The 20002-nt window shown below is 58.4% G+C and carries 19 protein-coding genes and 1 pseudogene; 11 read left to right on the forward strand and 9 right to left on the reverse strand.

The features are described 5' to 3' along the window. The first annotated feature begins 232 nt into the window (after positions 1–232). The 3 genes from AGR13A_RS11635 (at position 233) to AGR13A_RS11645 (ending at position 2223) form a co-directional block, all read left to right on the forward strand. The gene (locus tag AGR13A_RS11635) at positions 233–790 is read left to right on the forward strand and encodes a TetR/AcrR family transcriptional regulator (protein ID WP_080835698.1); all 558 of its coding nucleotides are present in this window, start codon (positions 233–235) and stop codon (positions 788–790) included. Between the two features lie 349 nt (positions 791–1139). Then, entirely contained in the window at positions 1140–1763 is a 624-nt protein-coding gene (locus AGR13A_RS11640) for a stage II sporulation protein M (RefSeq protein ID WP_080835701.1), read from the forward strand. Positions 1764–1917: 154 nt separating this feature from the next. Beyond that, positions 1918–2223, forward strand: coding sequence for a hypothetical protein (locus tag AGR13A_RS11645; RefSeq protein ID WP_080835704.1), 306 nt, complete (start codon positions 1918–1920; stop codon positions 2221–2223). Between the two features lie 167 nt (positions 2224–2390). Here AGR13A_RS11645 and AGR13A_RS11650 read toward each other — a convergent pair whose 3' ends face one another. Continuing rightward, the gene (locus AGR13A_RS11650) at positions 2391–4340 is read right to left on the reverse strand and encodes a methyl-accepting chemotaxis protein (protein WP_080836788.1); all 1950 of its coding nucleotides are present in this window, start codon (positions 4338–4340) and stop codon (positions 2391–2393) included. Between the two features lie 65 nt (positions 4341–4405). On the opposite strand from AGR13A_RS11650, the gene AGR13A_RS25065 reads away from it, so the two are divergent. Continuing rightward, on the forward strand, positions 4406–4831 hold the full coding sequence (locus AGR13A_RS25065) for a hypothetical protein (RefSeq protein WP_208612395.1): 426 nt from the start codon (positions 4406–4408) through the stop codon (positions 4829–4831). A gap of 36 nt (positions 4832–4867) precedes the next feature. On the opposite strand, the gene uppW is transcribed toward AGR13A_RS25065, so the two are convergent. After that, positions 4868–6238, reverse strand: coding sequence for a Wzy-type polysaccharide biosynthesis protein UppW (gene uppW / locus AGR13A_RS11655; RefSeq protein WP_167377476.1), 1371 nt, complete (start codon positions 6236–6238; stop codon positions 4868–4870). Positions 6239–6764: 526 nt separating this feature from the next. On the opposite strand from uppW, the gene AGR13A_RS11660 reads away from it, so the two are divergent. Further along, positions 6765–7835, forward strand: a complete 1071-nt coding sequence (locus AGR13A_RS11660; protein ID WP_167377539.1) for a GNAT family N-acetyltransferase — start codon at positions 6765–6767, stop codon at positions 7833–7835. Positions 7836–7871: 36 nt separating this feature from the next. Here the strand turns inward: AGR13A_RS11660 and uppG are convergent, their stop codons facing one another. Further along, positions 7872–8951: a polysaccharide biosynthesis glycosyltransferase UppG gene (gene uppG / locus AGR13A_RS11665; RefSeq protein ID WP_035220031.1), complete on the reverse strand. Its 1080-nt coding sequence runs from the start codon at positions 8949–8951 to the stop codon at positions 7872–7874. A 2-nt stretch (positions 8952–8953) separates the two neighbouring features. Then, entirely contained in the window at positions 8954–10021 is a 1068-nt protein-coding gene (gene uppI / locus AGR13A_RS11670; RefSeq protein ID WP_080835711.1) for a polysaccharide biosynthesis UDP-hexose transferase UppI, read from the reverse strand. 279 nt (positions 10022–10300) lie between these two features. Here uppI and uppH point away from each other — a divergent pair, with 279 nt between their 5' ends. Further along, positions 10301–11212 (forward strand): polysaccharide biosynthesis endo-1,4-beta-xylanase UppH, encoded by a 912-nt coding sequence (gene uppH / locus AGR13A_RS11675; RefSeq protein ID WP_308384981.1) that lies wholly within the window; start codon positions 10301–10303, stop codon positions 11210–11212. An 8-nt stretch (positions 11213–11220) separates the two neighbouring features. After that, positions 11221–12165 (forward strand): polysaccharide biosynthesis UDP-hexose transferase UppJ, encoded by a 945-nt coding sequence (gene uppJ / locus AGR13A_RS11680; protein WP_035220028.1) that lies wholly within the window; start codon positions 11221–11223, stop codon positions 12163–12165. 468 nt (positions 12166–12633) lie between these two features. Here uppJ and uppL read toward each other — a convergent pair whose 3' ends face one another. Further along, the gene (gene uppL, locus AGR13A_RS11690) at positions 12634–13434 is read right to left on the reverse strand and encodes a polysaccharide biosynthesis UDP-hexose transferase UppL (protein ID WP_035220658.1); all 801 of its coding nucleotides are present in this window, start codon (positions 13432–13434) and stop codon (positions 12634–12636) included. A 256-nt stretch (positions 13435–13690) separates the two neighbouring features. Here uppL and AGR13A_RS24935 point away from each other — a divergent pair, with 256 nt between their 5' ends. Beyond that, the gene (locus AGR13A_RS24935; protein WP_003491679.1) at positions 13691–13900 is read left to right on the forward strand and encodes a hypothetical protein; all 210 of its coding nucleotides are present in this window, start codon (positions 13691–13693) and stop codon (positions 13898–13900) included. A 25-nt stretch (positions 13901–13925) separates the two neighbouring features. Here the strand turns inward: AGR13A_RS24935 and uppM are convergent, their stop codons facing one another. Then, complete coding sequence (gene uppM, locus AGR13A_RS11700; protein ID WP_145980568.1) at positions 13926–15548, reverse strand: polysaccharide biosynthesis protein UppM; 1623 nt, start codon at positions 15546–15548, stop codon at positions 13926–13928. A 257-nt stretch (positions 15549–15805) separates the two neighbouring features. Between uppM and uppO the strand changes: the two genes are divergently transcribed. From uppO to AGR13A_RS11720, 3 genes are all read left to right on the forward strand, one after another. Further along, on the forward strand, positions 15806–17221 hold the full coding sequence (uppO, locus tag AGR13A_RS11710; protein ID WP_080836792.1) for a polysaccharide biosynthesis phosphomannomutase UppO: 1416 nt from the start codon (positions 15806–15808) through the stop codon (positions 17219–17221). A 301-nt stretch (positions 17222–17522) separates the two neighbouring features. Continuing rightward, positions 17523–17924, forward strand: coding sequence for a group II truncated hemoglobin (locus tag AGR13A_RS11715; RefSeq protein ID WP_080835714.1), 402 nt, complete (start codon positions 17523–17525; stop codon positions 17922–17924). Next, positions 17921–18316: a DUF423 domain-containing protein gene (locus tag AGR13A_RS11720; protein WP_080835718.1), complete on the forward strand. Its 396-nt coding sequence runs from the start codon at positions 17921–17923 to the stop codon at positions 18314–18316. The genes AGR13A_RS11715 and AGR13A_RS11720 overlap by 4 nt, the downstream gene beginning before the upstream one ends. A gap of 3 nt (positions 18317–18319) precedes the next feature. On the opposite strand, the gene AGR13A_RS11725 is transcribed toward AGR13A_RS11720, so the two are convergent. The 3 genes and pseudogenes from AGR13A_RS11725 to AGR13A_RS11735 all read right to left on the reverse strand — a co-directional run bounded on the left by AGR13A_RS11725 (position 18320) and on the right by AGR13A_RS11735 (position 19812). Then, positions 18320–18613, reverse strand: coding sequence for a hypothetical protein (locus AGR13A_RS11725; protein WP_080835720.1), 294 nt, complete (start codon positions 18611–18613; stop codon positions 18320–18322). Beyond that, positions 18594–18917, reverse strand: a pseudogene (locus tag AGR13A_RS11730) (DUF2325 domain-containing protein); the annotation flags it as partial. The gene AGR13A_RS11725 and the pseudogene AGR13A_RS11730, both read right to left, overlap by 20 nt. Positions 18918–19170: 253 nt before the next feature. Further along, complete coding sequence (locus tag AGR13A_RS11735) at positions 19171–19812, reverse strand: TetR family transcriptional regulator C-terminal domain-containing protein (protein ID WP_080835725.1); 642 nt, start codon at positions 19810–19812, stop codon at positions 19171–19173. Positions 19813–20002 lie beyond the last annotated feature (190 nt).

A 20002-nucleotide genomic window follows, 5' to 3' on the forward strand; every position in this document is an offset into this window, starting at 1 on the left:
CGGCTTTGGCGATGGCGGAGACTGCCGGACGTTTCACAAAACTATCTGGAGACGTTGCTCGCCACGCGATGCCAATGTCCGCAACGCTCCTCATCACTTAAGCCTATCGCGAAGCGAACCGTCGTTTGTCTGCGAAGAATAATCGAAAGACAAACACCGCCCACTCTCCTATGCTGCGCATGCGGACGACGTGTCCGTCACATGCTCAATCATCGAATAAAACGTTCAAGACATGCTCCGACCGACGAAATCCCAGATTGAAGCCGAGATTATCGACTGTGCTGCCGGACTGTTTGCGAAGCATGGCTTCGCGCATACTTCGGTTCAACAAATCGCGGACACGGTCGGCTATTCCAAGACGGGGTTATTGCACCATTTTCCCAGCAAGCAGGCGATGTATGACGCCGTTGTCAAAGCGCTCCGGGAACATGCGCAGGAAGTCCGTGACAACGTCAAATCCCTGCCTGTCGGCCGGGAACGCGATCTCGCCGTCGTGGAAGCGGCTGTCGATTTTGCCTTTCGCCAACCGGGAGTGTCGGCACTTTCCAACCGCATAGCGCTGGATCCCAATCCGGAAGACGTACAGATGAACGAAATCGGGTTCATGATGTATGAGGCGCTGGGCATCGATATGGGCAAGCTCGACATGGAGCGGTTGATCCGGGTCACCAGCGCATTTTCTGGCCTGGGCGTCTGTGCCAGCCTGGCGGTTGGCACAAAGCTGACCCAGGAATGGCGCGGGCTGATCGTCACTGCGGCAATGGATGCCTTGGGCCACCGCGCCGCATAAGCCCAGACCTACCGGCCACCCTGCCTGACCGCTGACCATTCCCTGTCTGCAGCGGGATTCTGCGTGTGCGAAACCACGCAACCTTGCTGTGCGCGGCCGACACTATCCGCCTGTCCCACACCGGTTTTGCGGAAGGAATGGCGTTGCCCCTTACCGGAAAAATCCCACCACAAAGAGAAAACCGCGGCTTTCCTCCCGGAAAAAAGCGCCAGCGCGCCAGACTTGACGGGCAAAAAAATCCCATATAGACCAAAATGGTCCATTACAGACCAATATAGTCTGTATGGGCCCTATCATATGGCCGTAACGGCCGTTCCGGTCTCTCGCTTGAAAATCAATGGAACCTCCAATGGACGTCTTACATGGTCCCGTCGCCGTCATCAGAAAGCACAGGAGAGCTTTTCTCACACTCAATATAGCTTTTTACGGCCTATTCGCCGTCTCGATGCTGATGACGATGCTGCTGCCTGAGATACAGGCCTATCTGAAAACCGGTATTGATGAGGCTTACCTGCGCCCAGGTGTCTTCAATACCGTCGCCGAAGCCTATGGCACCCAGAATCTTCCCAAGGCGATGGGCATGACCTTCATCATCAACCTGTTGGTCGCCTTTGTCATGACGACTTTGCCGTCGCTGATCATCCCCTTCATCGGCATATTGGCGACGTTACATCGCGGTATCCTGTGGGGCATCATGTTCGCACCCCTCGGCCCCCATACGGCCATGCTCATACCCCATTCCATAACCCTTCTGATCGAGGGGCAGGCCTATGTGCTGGCCGCTTTCGGCGCCTATGTGCATGGACGCACATTTCTACGGATAAGCGAATATCGGGTCAGCACCCGCTGGGAAGCCTGGAAAGCCGGGCTTGTTCCCCTTGCCAATATATATTGCCTTGTCATCCTCGCCCTTGCGGTTGCCGCGATCTACGAGGTTCTGGAAGCAATATACATCATTCCCCGCATCATCTGAGCGGGCGGCCGTCGCGGCCACATTACCCACTGATCATTCCCTCGACGAAAACGAAGTCGCACTCCCGGTGCGCTGCCGATCACCTGCGCCTTCCACATCGTCATCGACCTGCGGCGGGCTTCAGCAACAATCACAACCAAGGATCAAAAACCAAATGGCCAATCTTGAAATGAAGACGCTTACCCGGACGACACTCGGCCTGCTCGCCCTCACCCTCGCGCTCACCGGATGCATGTCGCCCGAAGAGCAGCGACGGGCAAATCTGTACCAGGACGGAAACACATGCGCCAATTTCGGTTCGCATTATGGTTCGCAGTCTTATACCCAATGCATGCTCCAGCAGCAGCAGCGCCGGGACCAGCAAGGTTTGATCGCCATGGAAACCATGCGCGCCACGTCGGAGACGTCACTCAACAACATGGAAATGATGCGGAGGCTGCGTGAGGGTAATAAGAGGTGACCTGCGAAAACTGCCATGCCGGCAAGCAATCGCATGCAGCGGTCAGACTTGCCGGAAGGCATGAAAATGCCAACATGCCGCACAAGAGATCAGGTCTTGTGCGGCATCTTGCTGGTTACCGGCCAGAGATCAGCTCCACCGGCATCTTATAATCCTGGCAGACGGTCTTAAAATTCCTGCCAGTCGTCCTTCGACGTATCGACCGCGGCACTGCCCGAGAATGCCGAGGCGATCTTGCGGCCAAGGGCGCGCACGGGCGATGCCACATATTTGTCGTTGCCACCGGCACTGCGAACCGGCGCGGGCTGGCTTCTCTGCTGATAGGCGGTATCGGCAAGCCTGAACTGCGAGAGCAGCTGGTTGAGCGAAGCCACCTCCTTGGCGAGGTTGTGGCTTGCGGCATTGGTTTCCTCCACCATCGCCGCATTTTTCTGGGTGTCCTGATCCATCTGGTTGACGGCCGTATTAATCTGCTGGAGACCCGAGGATTGCTCCTGCGCGGATTCCACGATCGAGACGACATGGCGGTTGATTTCCTGCACTTCGAGCACGATGGTTTCCAGCGCCTTGCCGGTATCGCCCACCAGCTGAACGCCCTGCTGTACCTGATCGTTGGAGGTGGTAATCAGCGCCTTGATTTCCTTGGCCGCATTGGCGGAGCGCTGGGCAAGCTCGCGCACTTCCTGGGCGACGACGGCAAAACCCTTGCCGGCCTCACCGGCGCGGGCGGCTTCCACACCTGCATTCAGCGCCAGAAGGTTGGTCTGGAAGGCGATCTCGTCGATCACGCCGATGATGTTGCTGATCTCATTGGCTGATTTGGAGATCTGCTCCATGGCGACCACGGCGCGGCGCACCACTTCGCCCGACTGTTCGGCGCCCGCCTTTGCGCGGCTCACGATCTGGCCGGCCTCCTGCGCGCGCTTGGTGGAATCCCTCACCGTCGTGGTGATCTCCTCCAGGGCGGCGGCAGTTTCTTCCACGGCCGCAGCCTGCTGTTCCGTGCGCTTGGCCAGATCGTCGGCGGCCGACTTGATCTCATTGGCACCAGCACCAATGCCGCCGGCATTCTGCGCAACCTTGGTCAATGCGGCCTGCAGCTTTTCAGCGGACATGTTGAAATCATTGCGAACGGCATCGAGCGTCGCGGTAAACGGCTGGCCGATGCGGTAGGAAACATCGCCTTTCGAAAGCTTCGAGAGACCGGCGGCCAGATTGTCGACGGCGAATTTGACGTCGGCCGCTTCCCTTGCCTTCTGTTGCTCGCGCTCGATGCGCTCTTTTTCCGACAGGCTGCGATTGGCTTCGGTTTCCTGTTCCAGACGAATGCGCTCGATGGCGCTTTCGCGGAACACCTGAACGGCTTTTGCCATCTGGCCAACTTCGTCCTTGCGGCTGGTGCCGTCGATCTCGGCTGACGTCTCGCCGGCGGCGAGCGACACCATGCGTCCGCGCAGGCGGGCGATGGGCGCCGTAATGCCGCGGGATGCGACGAACAGCGTAAGAATAATGCCGATTGAGAAAACAACCCCAATCACTGCCAGTGACGTCAGGATCGTCGAATTGGTCTTGTCCGTCAGATCGTCACTTCCCTTGATGACGCCCTTGGCCAGCTTGTCCAGAAACGCCGCCATATCATTGGCTGTCGGACGAATGGAGTTATCGGCCTTCAGCATCTCCGCCGCCGCTTCCGCATTGCGATCGGCGACGCCGAATTCCACGGCCTTGTCGGTGACTGCGACGATCTCCTGCGATTTGGCGATGAAACCGTCAATGGTCGCCGCTTCTTTCGGGAAAGCCGCTTTGACATTGTTCAGACGCACCGCCAAAAGCCGTTTGCTTTCGGTGTAGAATTCCCTGGCAACCTTTATATCCGGGCCGTTCGCATCATAGGCCATCACCTGATAGGCGCCATAAGCCACCGCAGCGAGGTTTCGGTTGGCACGCGAAAGCTCCACCAGACCGGCATTATCATTGGCGATGAAGAACGAATAGGCCGTGTCCGCTTCCTTGAAGCGGCTGGACATGAACGCGGTGGCGCCGAGGCCGACAATACAGAGCGGCAGAATGAGCGACAGGATCTTGGTGCGGATGCTGGCATTTTGAAGAAAAGACACGGAAAACCTCACGTCAATGAAAAACCGCTCCTTCCCCGTGCCGGAGGTGTTCGGCAAGACTTACATTGCACGTCGAACACCTCGATCATCAAGGCTTCGGTAAGCCGCTCATCGGCTTTGGTCGCGGCCGCATCAAACATGCGCCGAAGACAACCTGCCCCGCCCTCCAAATAATGGCGGACCACTCTCCCCCGGCCGTGCGGCACTATCGCCAGCAAGCTGAAATGCCGAGCCAAGTTTTCAGGGAAAAGAGTGCAGCAACGGGTTTCCACCCACGCCTCAATTCATTGCCCTGCAAAATCATTATGATTAAAAACTTTATAATTCCTTCATGCCCCGGCGGGCGGAAAAAATATGACCCAGCAAAATGGAAAACAGAGGCTGCTTCCCCGTCCCGAAGCATTGCGGATCGTCACGGCATGCCATTCTGCAAAGGCTGGCGAAGCCGCGCGCAATGTGCAGGCAGCCCGAAATCCAGCCATGGGAAATGAAGCACCGGCTTCAGATGCAGCCGCGCCGTCGAAATATCATCTGGGGTGGATGGCCTGGGATGGCTGGTGCCGAATATGTTCGGGCACCATATCCGCCCCCGCAGCAGTCGGGGCCGGCTCCAGCTCCGCCTCATCCTCGACGAGGCTGGCATTCGCCTGCAAACGCAGACCCATCACGGCAACGACGAGGAAAAACCAGACGAAACCCGTACTGAGGAAAAAAATCGTTTCCAGAAAACCGAAGAGCAGCACATAGAGCCACACACCGACATAAAGCCTCGTCAAAGGACTGTTGCGCGTGGCGTCATCCATTTTGCCGAGATAGTGGAGCGGCAGCAGATAAAGCCACATCAGCACCAGCACCAGGCCCGGCACACCGCCCGCAAGCAGAAGGTCGAAATAGCCATTGTGCGAATCCGGCGCCGTCGTCGCCCAGGTATTGTTCTCGGTGAAACTCGTCATCAACGCGTCGCTTCGCCAGAACGCCTGGTAGCCATAACCGATGAACGGGCTTTGGCGGATATAATCGATGGCGACGGTCCAGATGTCGGTTCTCCCGGTGAAGGTTGCGTCGATCTTCATTTTCGTCAGCATCTGCGAAAAGACCGGATCGACCGTGGTGCCGACGATAATCACGGCGAAGACGGCGAGAAGCAGGGTCACCACCGCGTAGCGCCAGCGGGGCCAGCGCATGATGAACCAGCCCGTCGCGATAATGATCGGCAACAGGCCGAGCGCTGTCTTGCCGCCCGACTTGACCAGAAAGACCAGCGATAGCAGCAACAGGGCCAAGCCGCCGACAAAGGACCAGCGCTTGCAGAGATAAATCGCAACGATGATCAGCACCGTCATGACGGAGGCGGCCTCGTTCTTGTGCCGGAAAACCCCGCGCCAGTTACCCGCCAGAAGCGGCTCCAGCGCGTCGCTCGCCTGATGGATAGACCGTGAAGGCAGGACAACGACGCCGAAATAGCACAGGAACAGGATGATGATCGTGCAGGTGGCAAGCAGCGTGGCGAAGTGGCGTTCCGTGCGCGGCAGCTGTAAAAAGCAGTCGGCGAGCACGCAGATGATCGCGCACATGAACAGCCGCCGCAGCGAAAACATCGGCGCTTCGCCCACCAGCGAGGTGAATACATACCAGCCGAAAATCGCCACCATGAGCAGACGCGGCGTGAAGATGATGGAGAAAGAGCGTTCCTTTGCCATGAACGCCACGAAACTGAACAGCAGAATGATGGCGGTGAGCTGGTTGAGCAGGTTGGATCCGGCCGCCATTGCGGACCCCATATAGGTCGACGAGAGCGAGACATAGGGCAAAAAGCCGACCGTGAAATAAAGGAACGTCACATAAAACAGGACGTCCCGCCAGTAGCCACGCCCCTGCTGTTCGTGCGCTGCATCCATAAGGGGTTTTTCTCTTCCTTTTTCCATGCCTGCCCGCATCGTGACCGATGCGTCATTTCGATAATATGAATATCCCGCCAAAATCCTATTTTTTAGTTATACATAATACACGGAAGAATAGTATTTACGCGATCTGTCCCTGCCCCGAAAGAACGGAGCCGAAGACGATACTTGAAAGTAATCATATGGAAATACATAGAATTTCCATCGTGATCCATCTTCATCTTCCAAATTTAAGTTGCTGATTTCCCTATTGTTTGATAAACACAGGCCACTGAAAGAGGTCGCCTGCCTCTGTTTAACGGCGACGACATTTTGCTGTATTACGAATATACTAAAGTAATAATCCGAAACTCTGTTTAGCGTATATTAACAACTAACGATATATCTTTGGCTTGTTGATTTCATAAACGCAAAGGGCTGGAAACCTAAGGTGGACGTTCCGATACACACCAATATGGACGATAGCAACAACGATCAGTCAACACAACGCCCGGTTCAGACGGGTGCAACCGGTGTTCGCCCCATGCTCAGGGAGGACGTCCCGGCCGTCGAGGTCGTGCTCGATAGCGCTTTCAAGAAGACCGGACGTGAAGGAAGCTTCGACTTCCGTTCTTACATCGAGACATTGTTTTTTGGCAGCCCCGCCTTTCACCCTGATCACGGCAGCGTCGTCTACGACGCGGGCGAAAACGGGGTCACAAGCGTCATCCTTGCCATACCCATGCGATTTGTCGCGAACGGAGAAACCATAACGGCGAGATTGCTGTGCGCTTTCGCGTCGAAAGGAAAACTCGGGGCGCTTGGAGCCGCGCGCCTGTCCCGCGGCATGCGGGCGACGAAACACGATATGCTGTTTTCGGACACCGCTTCCCCCGTCAGTGCCGATCATTGGATCGCGATCGGCGGCAATATGCTGCCGATGGAAAGTCTGCAATGGCACAAGGCGCTGAAGCCTTTCTGCGCCATAGCGCTGGGCATGCCCCGTCGTTCGCAGCTGGCCAAATCCACGCCCGCTCTGATGGTGCTTGGCTTTGCCGACCGCATCCTGCGCACATGGAAAAAAGGCATCAGACCGCAGGAGGTCGCCGGCACCAAAGTGAGACCGGTGGATTTCGAAACGTTCCGCTGCACGGCGCTGACGATGATCGAGCGCTTTTCCGTTCGCCCGGAATGGTCCCACGGGGAATTCCACTGGCTGATAGAAATGAGCAGAGCCAACGACACGCTCGGCGAATTGAGCAGCGTCGCGATTGAAAACGCCGAAGGCCAGGCCATCGGCGCTGCCCTGTTCTTCGGACAGGCGGGACGGACCGCCTATGTGCTGAACCTTGTCTGCGACGCCGGCCGCGAAAACGACGTGCTCAACGCCCTGTTCCGGCATTTCGACGATCAGGGCTATGCCCATGTCACGGGCATGTCACAGCCCTTTCTCATGAACGCGCTTTACCGCCAGAACCACATGACGTTCCGTCATCGCGGTTATTTCTGCATGGCCACCCGGGACGAAGCGCTGAGGGAAAGGGCGCTTGCCGGCGATATCTATATTGGCGGGCTGAGTTCGGAGAGCTGGAGCAAGCTCATCACCGACTATTGAGGCCTGCGCCTCCGCGCCGATGATGAAGTGCCCGGTTTAGGCCTTGGTAAAACGCTGCACATTCGCCGAGAACAGATGGCGCAGCGCCTTCGCATAACGTTTGGAGCGCGTCTTGGCGGCAAGCGCGCTCGTCCAGTCCACCATCGATCCGTTGATGTCGAAATCGCCAAGCTGGCCTTCGGGAATATCGCCCTTTTCGATACGCTCGACAATGGAGCCCAGCGCCGCGTAAAATTCAGGCGAGCGATAGGGCGGGTGCAGCGAATACATGCCCTTTGTGGTGCCGAGAAAATCCAGCCGGTGAACGCCGACGCGCATCATATTGGTGCTCAGCACCTCTTCGGCGGGCATCGAGACCGGTTGCTGGTTATAGGCATAGGAACGGATACGCCGTTTGACATCCGGCCTCAGCAATTCGAGCGAACCGATACGCTTTGCGAAACGGTCCATGTCGATCATGAAAAGACGGGTGGAAACGGTGGCAAAGCGCCATGTGGGAATGCGTGACGGCAGCTTGCGCGGTTCGGGAATGTTCCGCACCCCCGGCATGCCGACATGGCGCGAAACATCGAGATCGCCGCGCACGGTCGGCGGCCCGGAAAAGGGCGTGATGCAGAGCGCGTCCGGATTGGCTTTCTGAAGCGCAATGGCTTCATCGAACCAGCTCTGGCTGCCGCCACCAAACATCATGTCGCTGTCCATATGCATCACATAACGGGCATTGGCGCGTTTCAGACCGTGGAAATAGACATGGAAAGGGCCGCCGTCGAAGGCCTTGGCGGGATAGGGGATCGGCGAGCGCGAAAAGAACGTCTCCGTCACGGCATGTCGCGCAGCATCGCTGTAGTCGACGACATCCACATGGAGATGCGGATAATTGGTCTGCATTTCCTCCAGCATGTCGAACAGACGTTTGCTCGCCGCCGCAAAGCCATTGCCCTTGTAACGCCCTGCCCCCACCTGGCCGGTATCGACCGTCAGGAGAATGCGATCCACCTGCCCGCCCCAGACCCGCAGCTGATGCGGAAGGGTAAGGGCGGCATGCGGCGCATCGAAGGGATGAAGATTGATTTGCAGCGCCTTTTGTACGGGAGGAAGCGGCATTTCAGCACTCATAGTCATGCACCACGGTTCCGGAATTCATTGATGACGGCCATCATCGGCTTTTCGTTGAAGCTCCAGTCCAGCGGCAGCGGCCGGTTCACGGTGCCGTCCCGGCGCGGGTAAGCCCAGCGGATCCAAGTATATTGGTCCGAAATGCCCCATGTGGTGATGGAGGAAAGCGGCCCGCCTTCTGAAGCCGCTTCGAGAAAATCACGGACCTGTTGGTTTATCAGCATGTCACGTTCGGCTTCCGGCGCGGGCAGCGTCTGGTCCATCACATCCAGTTCCGTCACCAGAACGGCAAGACCGTAACTGCGCATTTCCTTGGTAAAGGCGGCAAGCTCGTCCTTGGCGATGGGCCAGCCGCCGCGCAGATGCCCCTGCAGGCCAACGGCGTTGATGGGCGCGCCCTTCTCGAGCAGTTCGAGAATGAGGTTACGGAAGGCCCCCCGCTTGGCCGGCGATTTTTCGACCGAAAATTCCACATCATATTCGTTGAGGACCAGCTGGGCTTTCGGATCGACGGCATGGGCGATCTCGAAGGCCTTTTTGATCGCGTCCGGACCCGCGCCGTAATACCAGGCGTCGCGCCGCGAACGGACATTGCCGGGCACGTCGGGGATCGGCTCATTGACCACATCCCAGCTATGGATCACATCCTTGTAGCGCTCCATCACCTTGACGATGTGCGTTTCCATCAGCTTCTCGACCTTCGCACCGCGGACGCCGGCGAGCCAGGGCGCGTTGGAGGCGTACCAGATGAGCGGATGGCCGTGCATGGAAAGATTGTGCTGGCGCGCAAAATTGGCGAGCGCATCGGCGGCGGCAAAATCGAACACTTCTTCGGAAGGTCGCATGACCTCCCATTTCATCTCGGTAACGGGGGTGATGCGTGAGCAATATTTGACCACCGCCTCGCCGATACGGCTATCGGCGGTAAGGTCAGGAAGATAAACGGCCGCGCCATAGGGAGCTGTTTTAACCGGCGCTTTCTTCTGCGCGGCAAATCCCTGGCCGGCCATGCCATGCAACAGGCCGACACATGCCGCACCACCGAGAAAATTCCGTCGCCCGATCCGCATTTACCCGCCTCCGCAACCCCGGCGCATCGGTCGAAAATCGGACTGGATCCTCGACAGGAACGATACGCAGATCAAAAGTTTCAGAGCGTCCTGATACATCCGGAGGGACGCAGGGCGCTCTAATTCTCAAAACATAACATCTCAATCATGCCAAAAGGATATTAAAGATTTGCAAGGTTAACTGACGCTATACCACGTCATAATTGGCGCAAGCCCGCTTAATCGGGTAGTAACTTCGCTGTGCGAATTCTTGGCCCACGCCCCATGGAGTTTAAAGTCTTGGTTTCCGTCTCGATTGTCATTCCCGTTCGCAACGGTGAGCGTTACATCGTGGAAGCGATCGAAAGCGTGTTGTTCCAGGGCGAAACCGTTTGCGAAGTGCTGGTCGTCGATGACGGCTCCACCGACGCAACGGCGCAGAAGGTGCAAGGTTTCTCCGATCCGCGCGTCAAACTGCTGGCCCGACCCCAGGGAAGGCAGGGCGTTTCCGCCGTGCGCAATTTCGGTCTTTCGCAGGCGCGCGGCGAGTGGACGATGTTTCTCGATGCCGACGACCGCCTGAAAGCGGGCGCCATCGCCGCCCTTGGCGCCGGTGTCTCCGGACCGGATGTCGTTGCGGTTTATGGCGACTACGAGCGTATAGACGAAAATGGCGCCAAGATCGGCCGGCGCAATCTCATCCGCCGGCGGGAGAAGCCTGATGGTTTCATCCTGCAGCCGCTTTTGGGCGGAAACTTCATCGTCAATGGCGGCATCATGCTGGTCCGAACCCGCATCTTTCAGGATTTCGGCGGTTTTGACGAGACGTTGCGCTACGCGGAAGACTGGTATGGCTGGTGCAGGCTGGCCGCCGCCGGCCGCTTCGTCTATCTGCCGGGCCAGCATGTTCTCGACTACCGGGTGCACAGGACAAGCGTGATGATGAACCGTCTCCTGACGTTCCGGGATTGTGAACCGGCGATCGAGGCGGTGTTTTCCGACCCTGCCATCGTCGCCGCCATAGCGCCGCAGGAACTGAGGCGGCTGCGTCGCAAATCCGAAAACCACATGAATGCCTATACGGTGGCGCAGGCCTTTCGCGCCCGCCGTTATCGCGAGGCCGTTTCGGCGCTTGCCGATACATTCCTCAATCGCCCGCGCCAAAGCCTCAGGGCCGTCGTTTTTTCCGCCGCAGCGCTTGCCGGTATTTAGGAGTTTCCATGTCCGAAATCATGCCGGAAGCGGTGGTGTGCATTCCCAGTTTCCGCAGGCCCGAAGGCTTGCGGAAGACATTGGCGTCGCTTTTGGCCCAGAAGGTCGATTTTCCCTTCGCCATCGTCGTGGTCGACAATGATGGCGCAGGCCAGGCAGGCCTTGCCGTTGCGCGCTCCTTCTTTGCCGAAAATGAAGTGACGGGTCAGGCTCTGGTGGAGCCGACACAGGGCAATTGTTACGCCATCAACACCGCATTCCGCACCGCCCGGCAGAGTTACCCTTCCGCTGAGTGGTTCCTGATGATCGACGACGACGAGGCGGCCTCCCCGGTCTGGCTCGCCGAGATGGTCTCGGCTGCAAGGTCTTTCGGCGCTGATATCGTCGGCGGTCCGGTCAACCGCGAATTCGACGCACCCGCATCCAAGGCGGTTCTGTCGCATCCATTATTCGGCTCCATCGAATCCCCAACCGGCCCGGTCGATCAGATTCACGGATCGGGCAATTGCCTGATCTCCAGACGTGTTTTCGAAACGCTGGCAAAACCGGAATTCGACGTGCAATTCAATTTCCTCGGCGGCGGCGACATGGATTTCTTCACCCGCTGCCGCAAGGCCGGTTTCAAATTTGCTTGGAATGCCCAAGCCCTCATCATCGAATATGTGCCGGAAAACCGCATGGCGCCGCGCTGGATCATGGAGCGCTCGCTCAGGACGGGCATCATCAACTACAGCATTGACCGCGCCCGACGCCCCGGCCTGAAGGGCGGGCTGCTGCTAACCGCCAAAAACGCCGTCAGCCTATGTCTTTCAGTGGTCCGCGCCGTTTCCGCATTCTTTAAAACCGGATCGCTGCTGCCCGCCACCCATCCGCCGCTCATGTCCATCGGCCGTGTGCTGGCAAGCCTCGGCATTACGCTGACCCCCTACAAGGCGCCGGCGAAAAAGGCCTGAAACGGACGAGTTCCGTCCGCAGCGCCAATCTCGGCTCGCAAGTCTCAGCTCAGGGTTTTTTCCCTGTGCAGCGAGACAGGATTCAAATGCCGTTTCTGGAAGCCGAATGACGAAAACACAGCCGCGAGAATGAGAAGCGGCACCAGAACCGGCCAGAAGAAGCAAAGGATGATACCGGTGACCCGATAAAGGTCCCAATCCCTGTCACGGCGGGCGCCTTCTATATAGGTCATGGCGAGAGAGGTAACGGTACCAATTCCATATATGAAAAGAGAAACGGACGTAATAACCATCGCTGTCCTCAAATATCTCTGATTCGAATAAATTTCTAATATCCGCCTAATGTAGCGCCGTTGCGCGCAGTTGCAACGAATTTCGGCACGGGGACGCATTCATTCAATAAGTTAGAATGGCCTTAAGTAAGGTGCGGGAGGCGGGAGCAGCGTGAGACCTTGCCGCGGCAAGACCCTACCGGTTCTGACCGGAAGCGCTATAGCGATGTTTCAGCAGTGAATAAATGGCGATCGGATTGGTCAGCAGATAACGCTTGCCGAGACGTTTCGGCTCGAGCATGGCCCTGTAGAGCCATTCCAGCCCCATATCCTGCATCCATTGCGGCGCCCTGCTGTTCTTGCCAGCGAGAAAGTCGAACAGGCCACCACAGGTCTTTATCACCGCGATGCCGGAGAGCCCGTCGAGATTGCGCGAAACGAAACGTTGCTCCAGCGGTATGCCGAAGCCAACCCAGAGAATATCCGTCCGTGATGCGGCGATATCGGCGAGGATCGCCTGCTCTTCATCCCGCTTGAAATAACCGTTGCGCCGACCCGAGAAGACCAGACGCGGATAGAGCCTCTGCATTTCCTCAACCGCGGCGCGGTTCACGTCTTCGGAGCCGCCGAGGAAATAAAACCGCGTACCCGTCTCTTCGGCCCGGCGGGCCACCGCATGAACGAGATCCGTGGTCGCGACGCGTTCCCGTAGCGCCGTGGTGCAGAATTTGCGGGAAAAGATCACCAGCGACATGCCATCGGCATGAATCTGGTCCGCCTGCCGCAGCATGGCGTCGAATTCCTTGTCCTGATGGCAGAGCGCGATCACCTGGCCATTCGCCGAGGTCGAATAGAACGGCCTTGAGCCGGCCGCGCGCTCGCCTTCCGCGCGCAGGATGAAATCCTGTGCCGTCTCGTCGATCGTCGCGTCAGTGATGGGCAAAGCCGCAAGCGGAATGACCGGCCAGATTGTGCCAGGTCCTTCCGAATCCGGGATGTCTCTCCCTGTCATATTCTGTCCGGTGTCCAAGATAGGCATCGTTTCATTGTTATATTCACGCAGATGCTAGGCCATAAGGCTTCAAACACTACGAAGAACTATCATTAATATTTTTATAAATCCTGAGCTTGAGGCAAGCAATTTATACGCCTGAAGGTTGAGTTACCCGTGCCATTCCCTCTCCGTCCTATTCCGGTTTTGCTACCGATGGGTTAAGGGACGACGAAACCAAACCAGAGGAAAGGTCCCGGCCATGGAAACCATATCGATCGACAACCGCGGCGATTTCGGCCTTTGGGCGATAGAGCGGGCGAAAGAAATCGTCGCAAACGAAGCGTCCGATCTTGCCGTCTCCGTCCGTGACGGCGACGAGGCTGGCATCCGTGATGCGGGCAATGCACTGGGCGCTGCCATCGCCGCTGCCCTGCTCGAGGTTTATGACGGCCTGATTTCCGAGGAATAATCGGACCCGGCCGCTCCCACTGGAGCTAGCGCGCCGCGATGTCCGCATGATCCTTGCGGCGCAGATAACCCAGAAGCCCGAGCGCTATGGCAATGCCAAGACCGAGGAACAGACCGCCCACGCCGCCGGCGATCAGGAAGATCAGCTTGCCCGGCGGCCAGCTTCTGGAATTGGGGGCCACCGGCTGCGAAATCACCCGCACATTGGTGGCATCGATCGTCTGCTGCTCGGCGATCTGCCGCGAGCGGTTGAGATAGGTCTCGTAGATCGCCGCGGCCGAATTGGCGTCGCGTTCCAGATCGCGCAGCCGCACCTGCGCCTCGTTGTCGGTAAAGACATTGGCGCGCTCCGCCACGGCTTTCAGCCTGAGAGCGTCGAGCGAGGAACGGGCCTCGGCGACATTGGTCTTGGCCGCCTGCAAAATGCGCCGCGCCTCGTCCGCCATGCCGCGCTCCAGCATGTCGCGTTCCGCCCCCGCCGTCGCCAGACGGGGATGGCGCGCGCCATAGGTCAGCGTCATCGCGCCGATCTGCTGCTGCAGGGTGCTGTATTGTGCGCGGATGGTGTTCATGGTCTGGCTGTCGAAGATGGCGTCGCTCTGCGTGCGGTTCTGCGCAATCGCCGCCTCCATCTGCTTGAGGCGTGACTCCTCCTGAATGACACGCTGCTGCGCCGCCAGCACCTGCGCATTCAACTCACCGGATGCAAGATTGCTGACCAGCTGGCCGTTATTTTCCTGCAGGCCGTTTTCGCGGCGGAAATCCGCGACGCGCTTTTCGGCCACAGTCACGTTCTCACGCATTTCCTCCAGCCTGGTCCTCAGATCATCGACGATGCGCTGGCTGCTGTCGGACGTCGTCTGGAACAGCTCGCTTTCGAAAGCCTTGACGATGGCTTTCGAGACCATGACGGACTTTTCCGCGTCATTGGTCCAGACCGAAAGCGTCACCACGAAGGAACGTGGATCGCGTTCCGCCGCCACCCGGTCTCCGAGCGAACGAAGCGCGCCGACCCTGTTGTCGCCATCCTCCGGTTTCGATGAAAAAATCGCCTTCAACCGCGCAAGCGGCGGCGGCTTGATGAATTCGGCATCCTGGTCAAGCTTCAGCTCATCCACCACCCGCGCCAGCACATTGCGCGAGGTAATGGTGCGCAGCTTGCTCTCCACCTCGAGAATCTGGGTGTCGCGTTGCTGGTTCGGGGAGAACACCCCGTCGCTGACGACGTTGAGGTTGGAGGGGTTGACGACGATATCCGTATAGGCCGTGTAGCGCGGCGGTGTCATATAGGCATAGGAAAGTGACGCGGCGACGCAGAGAATGATCGCAAGCACGATCCACACAATGCCGTTTCGCAGCCAGATGAGCACATCGTCCAGGCCGATCCTGTCGATATATTTCAGACCTGGCAGCGCATTCGCCAGACTGGCGCTCGGCGAGGTCGCATTGACGGATTGCGCAGCCGGAGCTGGTTCGGCAATGGCGGCCGCCGGCTTCGGCTCGAGATGCTCTTTCAGCACCGTGCGTTCGAAAACCTCGTCCTCGTCCGCCAGATCGTCCAGCAGGGAACCATGGGGTCTGGCGGCGGGCCCCGCTTTTTCATCCAGCGGACGTGCCTGCTTATGTCCCGCCTTTTGAAGCCTGTACATCAGCCAATCCAACTCGAACGAACCACAAAAAGGCCGGCAACGGATTGTTTTCACCGTCGCCAAGGCCGCTATCAACGGGCAAGTTTAAATATGACGGGTGAATTTTAGGTTACCCGCCTCATGCCCACCATCATTGCCTATTCGCGACCACCATGAAAGAGACGATTGACTTGAATGGATCGATACGGTTCTTTCAGGCGTTATATTTTTACATTATCCATTTGAACCTCAAAGATTTTATCGAAACGGAGTTTGGCATGAGCCTGAAATTTGGAACGAGCGGCCTTCGCGGCCTCTCTGTCGATCTGAAAGGAAAAGCCTCTGCCGTCTATGCCACGGCATTTGCAAGACACCTTCTCGCATCGGGCCAGGCAAAGGCGGGAGACCCCATTCTTGTGGCCCGCGATTTTCGCGATTCGAGCCCGGATGTGTCAGCAACCTGCATCGCCGCGCTGAAAAAGGCCGGCCTGACACCGCTTGATTGCGGCACGGTGCCGACGCCGGCGCTGGCGCTTTACGGACTCTCCCTCAAGGCCGGAGCCCTGATGATCACCGGCTCGCATATTCCGGCCGACCGCAACGGCATCAAGTTCTATCGTCCCGACGGCGAAATCGACAAGCAAGACGAAACGGCGATTGCCGCACTCGCAGCCAAGGTTGAGGCTGAAGGTATCAGCGACGAGGCCGCAACGGCAGAGGATCATTCCGCAATCGCCGCCGAACTTTTCTACGAGCGCAATATCGCGCTGCTGCCGGAAAAGGCGCTGTCGGGCCTGAAGATCGGCGTTTATCAGCACAGCACGGTTGCGCGCGATCTCTTCGTCGATGTTCTCGCCCATTATGGCGCAGATGTCGTGCCGCTCGGCCGCTCCGAGACCTTCATTCCCGTCGATACCGAGGCGGTCTCACCGGAAACGCTGGCGCTTCTCAAAGAATGGGCGCCGCAACACGGTCTGGACGCCATCGTTTCCGCCGATGGCGACGGTGACCGTCCCCTGCTCGCCGATGAAAACGGCGTGCCGCTGCGCGGCGACCTGATCGGGCTCATCACAGCCAATTTTCTCGATGCGGGCGTGGTCGTCACCCCCGTCACCTCCAATTCCGGTATCGAAGCAAGCGGTTCGTTCGAAGTTGTCCGCACCAAGGTCGGCTCGCCTTTCGTGATCGCCGGCATGGGTGAGGCGCTTGCCGAGGGAAAGAACGGCGTCATGGGGTTTGAGGCCAATGGCGGCCTGTTGACCGCCTCCGCCTTCACCCTCAACGGCAGGCCGCTTTCGCCGCTGCCGACCCGTGACAGCTTCCTGCCTGTCCTCGCCGTGTTGCTTCTGTCCGCCGATCAGAAAAAACCCCTATCGCAAATCGCAGCCGCCTACAGGCTGCCGGTTGCCGCCGCCGACCGTCTGGAGAACTTCGCGCAGGAAAAGAGCGCCGCCCTGATGGCGCATCTGCGCGCCTCCCGCAGCAATCTCGAAACCTTCCTCGCCCCGGTCGGCGCGGTGAAGACGCTCAGCGACATAGACGGCCTGCGCGTGGCGCTGACCGACGGCAGCACCATCCATTTCCGCCCTTCCGGCAACGCTCCCGAAATGCGCTGTTATGTCGAGGCCGCCAATCAGGATGAGGCCGAAACGCTTCTGAACAAGGGGCTCGATCTCATCCGCAATTTTGGGTGAGTGGAGCGCGCACGTGAGATGATATAAGCGGAACGCATGCCATTTCCCATGCGATCCGTAACTTCACATTGAAGCGTCACTGGTTGTCTGAAGCTGTCCTCCGTCATCCTCGGGCTTGACCCGAGGATGACGTCGAGTTTCAAAGCACTCGTCAGCAATCCGAATCGTGTCGGCATTCCGACTTTGAGACGACAGCCGAGGCGTCGTCGCACAGTGTCGCAAATGTCGCACCCCGCCCGTGCCCTGTTGCTCTTCCGGCTCCATGGAGCGATAAGGACCGGAGGGCCACAAGAGGCGGATTATGAGCGGCGAGACCATTACCCTTTATGAAGCGATCGGTGGCGATGCGACCGTCAGGGCGCTGACCCGGCGTTTCTATGAATTGATGGACACCCTTCCCGAAGCGGCGCGCTGCCGCGCCATCCATCCCGCCGATCTTTCCGGCAGCGAGGCGAAGTTTTACGATTATCTGACGGGATATCTTGGCGGACCGCCCGTCTATGTCGAGAAACACGGCCACCCGATGCTCCGCCGCCGCCACTTCGTCGCCCCTATCGGCCCCGCCGAGCGAGATGAATGGCTGCTCTGCTTCCGCCGCGCCATGGACGAGACCATCGACAATCCGAAGTTGCGCGAGATCATCTGGACGCCGGTCGAGCGGCTGGCCTTTCACATGCAGAACCAGGAGGCGGACAGCCAATGACCACGCAGAGCGCGACCATCGCAAGCCTGCCCCGCGAAAGATTGCGGGCCTTTATTCTGTTGCTGGGCGGCCTCACGGGCGCGGCCGGCGTGATGCTCGCAGCCGCCGCCACCCATACCGGCGAAACCTATATGCTCGGCAATGCTTCGGCCATGGCGCTGGCACATGCGCCGGTGCTTGTGGCGCTTCATATCGGCGCGGATCGCATCAGAACCGCCATTCCCGCAGGCCTGATCCTCGGCCTCGGCACGGCGATCTTTGTCGGTGATCTCGTCACCCGCCATTTTTCCGGCCACAACCTGTTTCCCTACGCCGCACCCACGGGCGGCCTCGGCATGATTGCCGGATGGCTGGTGCTTTGCGCCGGAGCATTTCTAAGGCCGAAGGGCTAAGCTTTAGCCCTTACGCCGCGTCCAGCGAAACGACAGGATATTGCGGCCCTCTTCGGCCGCCGCGCCGATTTCGAAGGACGGCGTTTCACCGGGCTGGCGGGTGCGCAGATAGGGAAAGTTCACGACATTGCCGCCGCTTCCGGCAAGGCGATTGCGCCTTTCGCGTTCACCGATGATTTCATAGATGTCCAGCAAAGCCGGATCGGCGGCCTGTTCGGCCATCTTGTGCAGTTCCACACGGCAGGCTTCCGCCGCCGCTGGCACCCCATCCTTAAAATTATTGCGCTCGTCGCTCATCGTTCGAGTTCCGTTCATTCATGGTCTGCAGCGCCCGCTCCAGACTGGATTTGCTGCCGTTGCGCAGCGGAATGAACGTCTTGCCGAATTTCTTGCAACCGGACTTCACCCGCAGACACGCATCGTGGCTGATACAGTCGATGGGGCAGAAAACGCAGTCGACGGAGGGAAGCACGGTATCGATGCGCGAGACGGCCTCACGCAGGCCGCCATCGTGATGAATGAGCTCCGCGCCGAAATTGCTGGCGATCTGGCGAAGATGCGCAACCTGACAGTCACGGCCGCCGACATAAAGAAAGCTTTTCGGACCGGAAAGCTGCTGTTCGGCCACGTCCCGCTCGGTCTGGGGAGCGCCCTTGCCCTGCTTGCCGCCGCGTTCGGCCTTCTTCTTTTCCTTGCGTGCCATTCCCTCACCTGCCGGTTGATTTTTCAATGCCCCGACGTTGGGGATGCCGGCACCATAATAAAGATGAGTTTTGGAGTAAAGTATAAAGGTGATAATTTTCCTCATGTTTTGACATAAAGAATCGATCACATATTCGAGAGAATGGTTCCGTTCAGCCGTTTATGCGCAATCCGCCCATGAAAAGCTGCTCCAGATGCCGGGCCGCATCCTCGAAACGGCCTTCACCGCCATTCTTCTCACCCAGCACCGCCCGCACCTGCACATCGAAATCCGCATAATGCTGCGTGGTCGACCAGATCGAGAAAATCAGGTGATAGGGATCGCATTTGGCCATCCGCCCCGCCTTCACCCAGGCGCGGATGACCTCGGCCTTTTCATCCACCAGTTGTTTCAGCGGCCCCTTCAGCTCGTCCTCGATATGCGGCGCGCCCTGCAGGATTTCATTGGCGAACAGGCGGCTTTCGCGCGGGAAATCGCGCGACATTTCCAGCTTGCGACGAATATAGGAGCGGATCTCGCTTTCGGGATTGCCCTTGGCATCGAAGGCGCGCAGCGGGTCAAGCCATGTGTCTAGCACCCGCTCGATCAGCGCGCGATGCATCGCCTCCTTGGTACGGAAATAATAAAGCACATTCGGCTTCGACATGCCGGCCGCCTCGGCAATCTGGTCGATGGTGGAGCCGCGAAAGCCGTTGATGGAGAATACACTGAGCGCAGCCTCGAGAATCGCCTCCTGCTTTTCTTCCTGAATGCGGGTCCGCTTCTGTGTTTTTGCTGCTCGCGGTATGGCCATTCTCAGCTCTCTGTTTCTTTTCGATGCAATTGCCGTTACAGTATGCTTAAAAAATAATCGCCGCGTACAGTTTAGGCAAAATTACTGCGATTCGTCACGAAAATCCCTTGCTGACGCCATGGCGAATTTGCAATGTTTACCAGCCGGTCAATTTATCCCCCATCGCCATCACAAGGCAATGGCTGTTATC

Origin of the sequence: Agrobacterium genomosp. 13 str. CFBP 6927 (assembly GCA_900012615.1) — a bacterium.
GTDB lineage: Bacteria > Pseudomonadota > Alphaproteobacteria > Rhizobiales > Rhizobiaceae > Agrobacterium.

Excerpts from the sequence above, each read along its gene's own strand:
- AGR13A_RS11645 (WP_080835704.1), top strand. The coding sequence starts at position 1,918 with ATGGCCAATCTTGAAATGAAGACGCTTACCCGGACGACACTCGGCCTG.
- uppI (WP_080835711.1), bottom strand. The coding sequence starts at position 10,021 with ATGCGGATCGGGCGACGGAATTTTCTCGGTGGTGCGGCATGTGTCGGC.
- AGR13A_RS11660 (WP_167377539.1), top strand. The coding sequence starts at position 6,765 with ATGCTCAGGGAGGACGTCCCGGCCGTCGAGGTCGTGCTCGATAGCGCT.
- uppM (WP_145980568.1), bottom strand. The coding sequence starts at position 15,548 with ATGTACAGGCTTCAAAAGGCGGGACATAAGCAGGCACGTCCGCTGGAT.
- AGR13A_RS11640 (WP_080835701.1), top strand. The coding sequence starts at position 1,140 with ATGGACGTCTTACATGGTCCCGTCGCCGTCATCAGAAAGCACAGGAGA.
- uppJ (WP_035220028.1), top strand. The coding sequence starts at position 11,221 with ATGTCCGAAATCATGCCGGAAGCGGTGGTGTGCATTCCCAGTTTCCGC.
- AGR13A_RS11635 (WP_080835698.1), top strand. The coding sequence starts at position 233 with ATGCTCCGACCGACGAAATCCCAGATTGAAGCCGAGATTATCGACTGT.
- uppW (WP_167377476.1), bottom strand. The coding sequence starts at position 6,238 with ATGGATGCAGCGCACGAACAGCAGGGGCGTGGCTACTGGCGGGACGTC.
- AGR13A_RS11725 (WP_080835720.1), bottom strand. The coding sequence starts at position 18,613 with ATGAGCGACGAGCGCAATAATTTTAAGGATGGGGTGCCAGCGGCGGCG.
- uppG (WP_035220031.1), bottom strand. The coding sequence starts at position 8,951 with ATGAGTGCTGAAATGCCGCTTCCTCCCGTACAAAAGGCGCTGCAAATC.
- AGR13A_RS24935 (WP_003491679.1), top strand. The coding sequence starts at position 13,691 with ATGGAAACCATATCGATCGACAACCGCGGCGATTTCGGCCTTTGGGCG.
- AGR13A_RS11735 (WP_080835725.1), bottom strand. The coding sequence starts at position 19,812 with ATGGCCATACCGCGAGCAGCAAAAACACAGAAGCGGACCCGCATTCAG.
- uppO (WP_080836792.1), top strand. The coding sequence starts at position 15,806 with ATGAGCCTGAAATTTGGAACGAGCGGCCTTCGCGGCCTCTCTGTCGAT.
- AGR13A_RS11720 (WP_080835718.1), top strand. The coding sequence starts at position 17,921 with ATGACCACGCAGAGCGCGACCATCGCAAGCCTGCCCCGCGAAAGATTG.
- AGR13A_RS11715 (WP_080835714.1), top strand. The coding sequence starts at position 17,523 with ATGAGCGGCGAGACCATTACCCTTTATGAAGCGATCGGTGGCGATGCG.